Annotated in this window: 7 protein-coding genes; all 7 read right to left on the reverse strand. The window is 42.8% G+C overall.

Annotation, left to right across the window (positions count from 1 at the left end):
* Nucleotides 1-192: 192 nt before the first annotated feature.
* Complete coding sequence (gene glnA, locus LPB220_RS09570) at nt 193-1,539, reverse strand: type I glutamate--ammonia ligase (RefSeq protein WP_023919214.1); 1,347 nt, start codon at nt 1,537-1,539, stop codon at nt 193-195.
* Nucleotides 1,540-1,578: 39 nt separating this feature from the next.
* Entirely contained in the window at nt 1,579-1,938 is a 360-nt protein-coding gene (locus LPB220_RS09575) for a MerR family transcriptional regulator (protein ID WP_150906596.1), read from the reverse strand.
* 67 nt (nt 1,939-2,005) lie between these two features.
* Nucleotides 2,006-2,539, reverse strand: coding sequence for an FUSC family protein (locus LPB220_RS09580; RefSeq protein WP_070466639.1), 534 nt, complete (start codon nt 2,537-2,539; stop codon nt 2,006-2,008).
* A gap of 113 nt (nt 2,540-2,652) precedes the next feature.
* A complete protein-coding gene (locus tag LPB220_RS09585; RefSeq protein ID WP_003008876.1) occupies nt 2,653-3,852 on the reverse strand; it encodes a phosphoglycerate kinase in 1,200 nt (399 codons plus the stop codon).
* Between the two features lie 203 nt (nt 3,853-4,055).
* Nucleotides 4,056-8,846, reverse strand: a complete 4,791-nt coding sequence (locus tag LPB220_RS09590; protein WP_150906598.1) for an endo-beta-N-acetylglucosaminidase — start codon at nt 8,844-8,846, stop codon at nt 4,056-4,058.
* A 234-nt stretch (nt 8,847-9,080) separates the two neighbouring features.
* The gene (gap, locus tag LPB220_RS09595) at nt 9,081-10,091 is read right to left on the reverse strand and encodes a type I glyceraldehyde-3-phosphate dehydrogenase (RefSeq protein ID WP_023919220.1); all 1,011 of its coding nucleotides are present in this window, start codon (nt 10,089-10,091) and stop codon (nt 9,081-9,083) included.
* Between the two features lie 279 nt (nt 10,092-10,370).
* Nucleotides 10,371-12,452, reverse strand: coding sequence for an elongation factor G (gene fusA / locus LPB220_RS09600; RefSeq protein ID WP_003003071.1), 2,082 nt, complete (start codon nt 12,450-12,452; stop codon nt 10,371-10,373).
* Nucleotides 12,453-12,688 lie beyond the last annotated feature (236 nt).

A 12,688-nucleotide genomic window follows, 5' to 3' on the forward strand; every position in this document is an offset into this window, starting at 1 on the left:
AAAGAGAGTGGGACAGAAATCGGTAATTCGTTAGAATTCGATTTCGTCGTCCCACCTCCGCACAGTTGAGTAGGGCTGTAAAAGCTGATGAAATCAACGTAGTAGAGCCCACTCAACCACTGCGTCTTGCTCGACAATCCAAAAATAATTGAGAGGCTAGGACTTTTGTCCCAGCCTCTTTACTCTTGTTTCTTAATAAAGATCTAAATAGTTGTCTACTTCCCATTGGGATACGAAGGTCGCATAGCTTGCCCATTCGATTCGTTTGGCTTCAAGAAAGCTGGTGTAGATGTGTTCACCCAAGGCAGCTTTCACCACTTCGTCTTCTGTCAAGGCTTTCAAGGCATTGTGAAGGGTAGAAGGTAGATCTGTGATTCCAGCTGCTCTACGTTCTTCCGGTGTCATCACATAGATATTTTCTTCGATCGGAGCAGGTGCTTCGATTTTATTTTCAATACCGTGAAGGCCGACTTCAAGCAAGACTGCCAAAGCTACATAAGGATTGGCCATTGGGTCTACGGAACGTAATTCTAAACGAGTTCCCATACCACGTGATGCTGGCACACGTACCAATGGAGAACGGTTGCGACCTGCCCAAGCGATATAAACAGGTGCTTCATATCCAGGAACCAAACGTTTATAAGAGTTGACGGTTGGATTGGTCACAGCTGTAAAATTGTAGGCATGCTTGATCAAACCACCCAAGAAGTGATAAGCAGTTTCTGACAATTGCATTCCACGTGGATCTTCTGGATCAAAGAAGGCATTGTTGCCATCCTGGTCAAAGAGAGACATATTACAGTGCATACCTGATCCGGCAATTCCAAATTTTGGTTTGGCCATAAAGGTTGCATACAAACCGTGTTTACGGGCAATGGTTTTCACGACAAGCTTGAAGATTTGAATCTTATCACAAGCGCGGAGAACTTCGTCATACTTAAAGTCAATTTCATGCTGACCAACGGCTACTTCGTGGTGGCTGGCTTCTACTTCAAAACCCATCTTGGTCAAGACATTTACGATTTCACGACGAGTGTTATCTGCAAGGTCTGTTGGAGCCAAGTCAAAATAGCCACCTTTGTCATTTACTTCAAGAGTTGGATCTCCATTTTCGTCCAACTTAAAGAGGAAGAATTCTGGTTCTGGTCCAAGGTTAAAGGATTTGAATCCAAGTTTTTCCATATGACGAAGGGCACGTTTCAAGTTGCCACGTGGGTCTCCTGCAAATGGTTCCCCTTCTGTCGTATAGACATCACAGATCAAGCCAGCTACGCTACCATTTTCATCTCCCCAAGGGAAAACTGTCCATGTATCTAAATCTGGGTAAAGATACATGTCTGACTCGTTGATACGGACAAATCCTTCGATAGAAGAACCATCAAACATGGCTTTGTTTGAAAGAACCTTGTCCAGTTGCTCATCGGTAGCTGGAATTTCGACGTTCTTCATGGTTCCCAAAATATCAGAGAACATCAAGCGAATAAAAGTAACATTTTTTTCTTTTACTTCACGGCGAATATCTGCAGCAGTAATTGACATTTTTGTCTCCTTAAAATAGATTACAAGCTTATGAAATGATCAACGAAATTGACCATATGGCGATGGGGAAGATGTGAAGCGACTTTGCTGACGAATGTCACGATGAAGAGCCTTACGGATCTCTTCTTGACTGACAACCTTGGTTTGCTCTTGCTCTTTTTCCGCATATTTCTTCTTAATATCCGCAATATTGAAGCCATCTGAGATATAATCTTTGATCTCAAGTAGGCGGTCCATATCGTCCAACGAATACATGCGGCGATTGCCTTCTGTCCGATCAGGAGAAATCAATCCCTGATCTTCATAATAACGAATCTGGCGAGCTGTCAAGTCAGTCAGCTTCATAACATTTCCAATCGGAAAGACTGCCAGCGAGCGTCGTAATTCCTTTTCCTTCATACCATTCCTCTTTCTATTCTATTATATCGAAAAAAAAATCTATGTCAAGATTAAATGTTATATAATCTTACATAGTTTTTTTGTGTTTCTTGAGAAAATCGCGAATGCGATCCACATCCGAATTGACCAAAATCGCAACGAAAACGCCAATAAAGGTCTCAAATATTCGGGCAAAAACATACAAGAAGGTTTCTCCGTTAGGAATCGAAAGGGTAATGATCAGCATTGCCGAAACTCCTCCGATAATTCCTGCTTTGTTATTCATAGCGACATTTGTCATAATGGTTAACATGGTCGCAATAGGTACAAAAATCAGAGTCACCCAATATGCCCCATGAAAGAGCGTTTTTAAAAGGAAGAACAATACAGCATAAAAACCTCCGATACTATTGCCCATGACACGCGAAGCACCGAAGTGGACACTCTTATCAAAGTCTTCCCTCAAACTAAAAACAGCTGTCAAAGTCCCGATCTGAAGGCCTCGCCAGCCAAATATTCCAAAAATAAGTAGCACAATAAAAACGGCAATCCCTGTTTTAAAGGTTCTCATCCCCAAACGGAATTTGGACCAATCAAATTTGTGTCGTTTAAAGTAATCCATGGTCACCTATCTTTCTATTTCTATTATTCTACCATATTTTCAGAAAGGAGAGAACAGGTAAAAATAGAAAGAAAAAAAGAGTTGGTTTCCCAACTCTTTTCATTCTCATTAGATTATTTATCTGTAAGAGCAGCCAATCCTGGAAGTTCTTTACCTTCAAGGAGTTCCATAGAAGCTCCACCACCAGTAGAGATCCATGAGAATTTGTCTGCACGTCCAAGGTTGATCGCAGCAGCTGCTGAGTCACCACCACCGATGATTGATTTAACGCCTGGTTGTTTCACGATAGCGTCCATCACACCGATTGTACCAGCTTGGAAGTCAGGGTTTTCAAATACACCCATAGGTCCGTTCCATACAACTGTTTTCGCACCAGTCAATTCTTGGTCGAATTTAGCAATTGATTTAGGACCGATATCAAGACCAAGGAATCCTGGGTCAACTGCTTCACCTTCAGTGTCTTTCACTTCAGTGTAGTCAGCAAATGCGTTCGCTTCTTTTGAGTCAACTGGCAAGATCAATTTACCGTTTGATTTTTCAAGAAGAGCTTTCGCCACATCCAATTTGTCTTCTTCTACAAGTGAGTTACCGATTTCGATACCTTGTGCTTTGTAGAATGTGTAAGTCATCCCACCACCGATAAGGACTTTATCAGCTTTTTCAAGCAAGTTTTCGATAACACCGATCTTGTCAGATACTTTAGATCCACCAAGGATAGCTACGAATGGACGTTCTGGAGCTTCAACTGCTTCTTTGATGTAAGCAATTTCGTTTTCAAGAAGGAATCCAGCAACAGCTTTATCAACGTTTGCAGAGATACCAACGTTAGATGCGTGTGCACGGTGAGCAGTACCAAATGCATCGTTTACGAAAATACCATCTCCAAGTGATGCCCAGTATTTACCAAGTTCAGGATCGTTTTTAGATTCTTTCTTGCCATCAACATCTTCGAAACGAGTGTTTTCAACCAAGAGAACTTGTCCATCTTCAAGAGCGTTAACAGCTGCTTCCAATTCAGCACCACGTGTAACACCTGGGATAAATTTCACTTCTTGACCCAATTTAGCAGCCAAGTCAGCAGCTACAGGAGCAAGTGATTTACCTTCTTTATCTGCTTCTTCTTTTACACGTCCAAGGTGAGAGAAGAGGATTGCACGTCCACCTTGTTCAAGGATGTACTTGATAGTTGGAAGAGCTGCAGTGATACGGTTATCGTTAGTGATCACGCCATCTTTTACAGGAACGTTGAAGTCAACACGAACGAGAACTTTTTTCCCTTTCAAGTCAACGTCTTTAACAGTCAATTTTGCCATTAGATATGACTCCTTCTTTTTTTAATACATGATAATTATATCACAAAAGCTGTAAAAGAGGTAGAAAAATCCAATGCTTTTCCCCTCTAATTCACAGGATCCGAACGACACTTCTAGATACAAGATCAAACCTCTCTGGTTTTCACCAGAGAGGTTTTTTTGAGAGTGACTTTTTAAAAGAACGAAAGAATCCTGTAAAAGGCTTACTCTTCTTTCTTCTTACCAGCCAAGAGGAATCCGCCTAAGGCTGATAGGAGAACAGCTTCAGCTGCAAAGGAAGCTTCTAGGCTTGCCGTATTTGGTAAGTGTTCCGATTGACTTTCTTTGCTGGCATCTTTTGTTTCTTGCTGAACTGTTGGCTGTGAGTTCGCTCCTTGGTGGGCACTTAACAACTGATGGATCTCTTGATCAACCATATCCTTGTGTTCTTCCTCTTGATGACCCGCTTGAGTAGAAGTCGTTGGGGCCAACTGATCCACTTGAGAAGACTCTGTAGGCTTCAATGGATTAGCTGGATCCGGAGTCACTGGGGCAGCTGGTTGGACTGGTTGATTTGGTTGAGCTGGTTGAACAGGCTGATCAGGTTTAGCCGGTTCCTCTGGTTGGATCGGTTGATCTGGTCCTTCCGTTTGTGCTGGCTTATAGACAATCGCATAGTGAGTAAAGTGAGGAGCTGTAAAGATGACTACATCTCCAACTCTCTCAAAGGCCAAGGATTGAGGAGCTTGACCTTCTGGGAAGAAGAGAACTTGCTCCACTTCTTTATCCTTATCCACAGGGATTTTCACAAGGGATGGATGGTGGGTATCGATATCTTGACCGCTTGCATCCACGCCTTCAATATCAAATACGATTCCTTCTCGGCCCTTCAGCTCTTCTTTTTCTACCTGATTGGCTTCAACTTTTGCGACTTTTAGTCCTTTGACAACGGTTGGCTCTAAGTTGGAGAATTGAACTTCGACTCCAGTCGCAGGGTCTACAAAGACCGCTGGCTTATCTTCTTTCAGGAGCGCAATCAAGGTCTCTAGACCTGTCTTAGCTGTTTCAAGCGCTTCAGGAGTGAGCTCTGAAGAAGCTAGGAGCTCCTTATTTTTCTCAACCAGTGCCTGCAAAGCCTCTCCAGAAGGGTGATTTGGCTTGCTTGTTAATAGAGCAGTCGCTTCTGTTGTCAGAGCAGAGAGAGCTTCTTTTTCTTTTGTTAGATTGGATTGACCATCCAAGGCTTTCAAGAGAGCGGTCAATTGGTTCAACTGCTCATTGACTTGATCTTGTGTGCTGGTATCATGCTCTTTCAAGACTTTTTCAGAAGCAGCCATTCCAGCCAGCAAAGCTTCTTTGACTTCAGAAGTCGCAAAAGTAAAGTCTACTTTGGCTTTTGCAGCTTCAGCTTCAGCCAATTTTTGCTTGAGGTATTCATCGTTGAGAGCTGGTTTTGGATTCACGAGGACATCAAAGCTTGTGCTAGCTCCTTTGTAATGGACCGTGATGGTTTGACGACCTTCCTTAGTCGTATCAAAGCCAGTTACTTCCACACCTTCATCTGTCAAGGCATGTGTTTCGGTCGTTTCATCTTCAAAGACGACTGTAAAGCGTCCGCCTTCTTTCTCCAATGCTTCTCCGACAATATATTCCACTTTTGGTTTGTCGGTCAATTCTAGACCAGCAACTGCTTTTTCACCTGCTTCTTCTGCACTGACCACAAAAACAGTGAGAGTCTTATCCAATTTCTGACCAAGGTAAGAGACTTCTAGATGTTGTTCTCCCAGCTTGCTACTGTCAAATCCATGAATCTCTATACCTGAGTTGGTGAGGTTGACCAGTTGATCTGCTTGGCCATCTTTATAATGAACGCGGAGAGTTGCCCCTTTCAAGGAAAGGGCATCACCTTCCCGGTAGACCTTCTTAGTCAATCCATCTTCAAATTGAAGTCCTGCAATTTCTTTATCATTCTTTGGAACTTCGATCGCCAAAACATTACTGATATCTTTACCAGGAACTTGTGCGCGATAGTAAAGAAGAGACGGGGTTGATTCAAAAGCGAGTGGTTTAAAGATGAGATTTCCAGCTTGATCGGCTGTCATGGTCGCAATTGGACTAGTGGCTTCTTTATCGGCATAAAGAGTCAGAGTAGTATGAGCCGGAACATCTTTGAAACCGACTTGGACAAAATGATTACCTAGGTTTTGCGCTGCAGCATGTTTCATCGGGATGTTGACCGTTTCAGTATCCAGACTTTCATACATCTTCCAGTTGTAAATCCGGATGGCTTGCCATGGGGTGCCGTTATCGGCTGTAATGACATGGAGACGCCAGTCTTGAGCCTTGATCGGATGATCAAGTGTAATGTCAGATACATGGGCTTTATTGCCACGAACTTCCTTAGCGAGCTTCCATTCACCGGCTTCGTCCTTGTAGTAAAGGTCGAAGTCACGGGTATTCATCTTGCCATCATCGACAGATTCCCCACCAGCACCGGCATGGTCCATGACCCAACGAACAATTGTCCGAGGTTGTGTCAAGCGGATATCGACGGTTCCACTTAATTGAGCAGAAGACCATTTATCTGAAAGACTGGTAATGGTCCCATTTAACATGCCTTCAATGCCTTCACTACCATCCGCATCTGGGAAGCTCGAACCGATCACTTTGGCTCCAATGACTACGTTTGGCGCTAAAGCTTTTGGTAGACTGGTATCTGACACGGTCATGCCCCAATCAAAGGCTACAGTTCCCGCATCTGAACGTTGACCGTTCTTCCCAACTGCCACAACCTTGAGTTCCTGAGTGGTTCCTTCGGCACTTGCTGAACGGCTAACTTTTGGTAGATAGACGGTTGTCGCAGAAGACCCTGTTAAGAGACGCCAGTTATCGCCATCTTTTTCATAGACTTCATAATAATCCGCATCTGCTACCCCTTTAAAATTAAGGACTGCTTCTGCTTCTTGCGCATTTTGTAGACGTTTTGCACGAACGGATACTTCTGCTGGAGTCGCTGGTTTCTCTTGATTCGACGTAATCGACAATTGGCCAAGATTAAATTTGTAGTCTTTGACATCCGTATCATGGTCAAAGAACATCTTCACAGCATAAATGGTCTTGCCAGCCAAACTTCCCAAATCAAAGGTTTGAGTAGACCAATCCGCACTCGGTGTCAATTCTTTCCATTCGTATTCAGAGTAGTCTTCTTTGGTGGCAACAGCTACCCAGGCAGCAGCTCCGATCCCACCTTTATGACTGACGCTCAATTTTGTCGTTTCTGTCACAGGAATCTTGGTCGAATAGAGCATGACATTTTGACTGCTATTGGCTTTTAAATCTCCTTCAAAGGCTAGAGAATTTCCTCCATTGTAGGCTTGATCAAAATCATAACGACCTTTCAATGGCGCACTATCTTCACTATGCTCTACCCACCAACGCCAGGTTGGAAGGTAGCCAGAAACAGAACGGTAGTTCCACTCCCCTTCTTTAGAAATCTTGCCATCGACAAACCAGTGTTTTCCGTGTCCAGTATTGAAGGAAGTATTGAAATCTTCACTTGTAATAGGAGTTTTATCCACTACTAGATTGGACATACCGTACCAAGATTGGTCTGCTGGTTTTCCTTTAGTCGGATCTCCTTGGAAACCTGTCCAGAATAGATCTTCATGGGTATGGTAACCTTCACCAGTCTTTCCTAGGCCCGTAATGGTATCTGGCGCATAAAGACCAAGGGATAGACGCAACTTGCCATGTTCATCTAAAATGGCATTCCAGTCTACATTAGTCTTATAAGAGCCTCCTTTTTGGAGCTCGAGTCCAGCAAGAACATCATAAGGATTCCGATGAATCCATTTGGCTGTACTGATGGAATAATCAACTTCTGATTTGCCCCAGTTAAAGTTAGCAAAGAAGGTATCAACTGGAATTTCCCCATTTTCTGGCTGCATGAAATTGTAGTTGTATTCCCCCAGCGCATTCTCATGGTAACGGCCATATTCATAGGTCATAGCATCATACCAGGAATACTTAATCGGATAGTTCAGACTCTTCGCATATTCCTTGGTATAAAGAAGAAAATCTCTCAACTTTGGACCCAATGGTTCTACAAGATTTCCGGTCGTTTCTTGGTTGATAAAGTAACCATCAAAGCCATAGTACTTGGCAAGTTCGACTAATTTACGAGCGATCGGGAAAGTTTTAGAGCCTTCACTATCTTCTTTCAAGGTTTCTGCAAAATGTTCTTGATCCTTGATGCTGCTAGACCAGTTATAAAAGATTGTTCCATAAATAGGAACCCCATTTCGGTGGGCTGCATCGATCACATCTGCTGATGGAACCAGTCCTTCCCAAAAGACCATGGAATCCAAATATTGCCAGTAATCAAAAGCATAGGCTTTAAACTCTTCCCCGCCGACAGACGCATGATCCTTGGCTTTGGAGTTCATGTTTGACAGCGCTTGGATCTTCGCTTCAGGGTTGGCTTGTTCATTAATTTGTTTCCCTTGAAAGCGGCTCGCAAGTGGAACGCTTGCTCTGTTCATATCGTCATCCACTCGTTTTCCTGGTTCCCACTTCAAGAGATCGTCCCAGGTATCGAACTTAACTTCTTTGGGTCTTAATTGTTTTTCTTCATTGGTTGGTAAATCGGCCACTTTTTCTGCAGCAGCTTTCGGTTTTTCAGTCTCTGAAACAGCTGGAGTATCTGTAGTTGTCGAGCTAGCTTCTGTACTTGTAGGACTAGCCTCCGGAGCGACCGCTTCTGCGACTGGTTTTTCCGTTTCTGCAGCAGGCAAGGCCGCATCTGCAGTATAGACGCCAGCTTCTCTCACTAGATGATTGACATCTTCTGTCGCTACTGAAGATGTTTCTAAGGGTTGTTCACTAGTAGAAACTGTCTCATCTGCAGAGACAGCTCCTGTTCCTAAAAATGCTAACCCAATCAATGCGGAGCAAACTCCCACACTGAATTTTCGTATACTAAATCGTTCTTTCTTTTCAAATAGATGACCTTTCATCTTGACCTCCTTGTATGGTTTTTTTCTTTTTCTTGAGCGATTTCCATTGGCTCCTTTCTCTACGAACTGTAATCGCTTTCATTTTATTGTATTAGAAATCTCCAATCAAGAATAGGATACCCTAATCTATTTAGCACTGTCAATCTATTTTGCCAATTCCTATAATATGATGAGAAAGCCCTAAAAAAAGTACAAAAAAAGAGGAGGTTTCCCTCCTCTCATCATACGCATGAATTATTTAGCAATTTTTGCGAAGTATTCAAGAGTACGAACAAGTTGTGCAGTGTAAGACATTTCGTTGTCATACCATGAAACAACTTTAACCAATTGTTTACCGTCAACGTCAATAACTTTAGTTTGAGTTGCGTCAAACAATGATCCGTAAGACATACCTACAACGTCTGAAGAAACGATTGGATCTTCAGTGTAACCGTATGATTCGTTTGAAGCTGCTTTCATAGCTGCGTTCACTTCATCAACAGTAACGTTCTTGTCAAGAACAACTACCAATTCAGTAACTGATCCAGTTGGAACAGGAACACGTTGTGCAGCTCCGTCCAATTTACCGTTCAATTCAGGGATAACCAAACCGATTGCTTTAGCAGCACCAGTTGAGTTAGGAACGATGTTAGCAGCACCAGCGCGTGCACGACGAAGGTCACCTTTACGGTGTGGACCGTCAAGGATCATTTGGTCACCAGTGTAAGCGTGGATAGTAGTCATCAATCCTTCAACAACACCGAAGTTATCTTGAAGAGCTTTAGCCATTGGAGCCAAGCAGTTTGTAGTACATGAAGCACCTGAGATAACTGTTTCAGTACCATCAAGAATATCGTGGTTAGTGTTAAATACGACTGTTTTAACATCTGATCCACCAGGAGCAGTGATAACAACTTTCTTAGCACCACCAGCATGCAAGTGTTTTTCAGCAGCTGCTTTAGTAGCAAAGAAACCAGTTGCTTCAAGAACGATTTCTACACCGTCGTTAGCCCAGTCGATTTGTTCTGGATCACGTTCAGCGGAAACTTTAATGAATTTACCGTTAACTTCGAATCCACCTTCTTTAACTTCCACAGTACCGTCGAAACGACCTTGAGTTGTATCGTATTTCAACAAGTGTGCAAGCATAACTGGATCTGTAAGGTCGTTGATGCGTGTAACTTCAACACCTTCTACGTTTTGGATACGACGGAAAGCAAGACGTCCGATACGACCGAAACCGTTAATACCAACTTTAACTACCATTCGTGATTTCCTCCTTATGAAAATCAAAAAAATTTTTTGTGAAAAGAGTAACTTGACACAGCGCCAAACATCTTTTAACAGTCTCTATTATATACTTTATTGCATTAAAAAGCAACTATTTCCCAACGAAAAGCAAGATTTATCATAGATCACCACCTCTTTTATTAAAGTTTTTCACAAAGTCTTGATCGATAGGAAAAGCGCTATTTTACTTGTACTCACTTTTGGAACGAACAAAAACTCTTCCCAAAGTGGGAAGAGTTTTTAAGCATTGGTAAATTAAGCTTCACCTTTAGCTTTTTTAATGATTTCTTCTTGTACTGATTTTGGTACATCTTCGTAGTGGTCAAATACCATCATGAAGGTACCACGTCCTTGAGTTGCAGAACGAAGGACAGTAGCGTAACCGAACATTTCAGCAAGTGGCACATAAGCACGAACGATTTGGCTTGCACCGTGTGCTTCCATACCATCTACACGTCCACGACGAGCAGTTACGTGACCCATAACATCCCCAAGGTTTTCTTCAGGAACTGTGATGGTTACAAGCATCATTGGTTCAAGGATAGCTGGTTGTGCAGTCTTAGCAGCTTCTTTAAGTGCAAGAGATGCAGCGATCTTGAAGGCAGTTTCAGATGAGTCGACATCGTGGTATGAACCATCGTAAAGCTTAGCTTTCACGTCAACCATTGGGTAACCAGCAAGAACACCGTTCGCCATAGATTCTTGAAGTCCTTTTTCTACTGCAGGGATGAATTCACGTGGAACCACACCACCGACGATCGCATTTTCGAACTCGAATCCTTTACCTTCTTCGTTTGGAGTGAATTCGATCCAAACATCACCAAACTGACCTTTACCACCAGATTGACGTTTGAAGAATCCACGTGCTTGTGTAGAAGCGCGGAATGTTTCACGGTAAGATACTTGAGGAGCACCAACGTTAGCTTCAACCTTGAATTCACGTTTCATACGGTCAACAAGGACATCCAAGTGCAACTCACCCATACCAGAGATAACTGTTTCACCAGTTTCAGGGTTTGTTTCAACGCGGAATGTTGGATCTTCTTCAGCCAATTTTTGAAGGGCAATACCCATCTTGTCTTGGTCTGCTTTAGATTTAGGCTCAACCATCAATTGGATAACTGGTTCTGGAACTTCGATTGATTCAAGGATGATTTTTGCTTTTTCATCTGTCAATGAGTCACCAGTTGTAGTATCTTTCAAACCAACGGCAGCAGCGATATCTCCAGAGTAAACTGTTTCGATTTCTTTACGAGTGTTGGCGTGCATTTGAAGGATACGTCCGATACGTTCACGTTTACCTTTAGAAGTGTTCAATACGTATGAACCTGAGTTCAAGACACCTGAGTAAACACGGAAGAATGTCAAACGACCTACGAATGGGTCAGTCATGATCTTGAAGGCAAGAGCTGCAAATGGCTCTTCATCAGATGCTGGACGTTCTTCTTCTTCGTCTGTATCTGGGTTTACACCCTTGATTGCAGGGATATCAAGTGGGCTTGGAAGGTAGTCAAGGACTGCATCCAACATCAATTGAACCCCTTTGTTCTTGAAGGCAGAACCACAAAGTACTGGGTAGAATTCAACGTTGATTGTAGCTTTACGGATACCAGCTTTCAATTCTTCGTTAGTAATTTCTTCCCCTTCAAGGTATTTCATCATCAAGTCTTCATCAGTTTCAGCAACTGCTTCAACCAATTTTTCACGGTATTCTTGAGCTTGTTCAAGGTATTCAGCTGGAATATCTTCTTCAAGGATATCTGTACCAAGGTCGTTAGTATAGATTTCAGCTTTCATCTTGATCAAGTCAATGATTCCGCGGAAGTCATCTTCAGCACCGATTGGCAATTGAATTGGGTGAGCGTTTGCTTGAAGACGGTCATGAAGTGTGCTTACTGAGTAAAGGAAGTCAGCACCGATTTTATCCATCTTGTTAGCGAATACGATACGAGGAACTCCGTATTCAGTTGCTTGACGCCAAACTGTTTCAGTTTGAGGTTCAACACCTGATTGTGAGTCAAGAACGGTTACAGCACCGTCCAAAACGCGGAGTGAACGTTGAACTTCGATAGTGAAGTCCACGTGTCCTGGTGTGTCGATGATGTTTACACGAGTGTCTTTCCATTGAGCTGTTGTAGCGGCAGATGTGATAGTGATACCACGTTCTTGTTCTTGCTCCATCCAGTCCATTTGTGACGCACCTTCGTGAGTTTCACCGATTTTGTGAATCTTACCAGTGTAGTAAAGGATACGCTCAGTTGTAGTTGTTTTACCAGCATCGACGTGAGCCATGATACCGATATTACGAGTTTTTTCAAGTGAAAATTCGCGTGCCATGAGGTTTGTTTCTCCTATATTTTTTATTTCTATATTCTATTATAACATGATTTAATAAAAACGGATAGGCAGGACCTACCCGTTTTCAGTGTTTTCATGCTAAGTTTTGGTTCCAACTTGTAAGAAGAGTTGAATTGGGTCCAAGAGCTGACGAAGCTTAATTGAACCAGGGCTAAAGTTAGTTAGCCGATTTGAGCCGGAACGGGATGCTGTGTGAAAAAGATAAACTTCCTTGT

It is taken from the genome of Streptococcus sp. LPB0220 (genome assembly GCF_008727815.1).
Lineage (GTDB): Bacteria > Bacillota > Bacilli > Lactobacillales > Streptococcaceae > Streptococcus.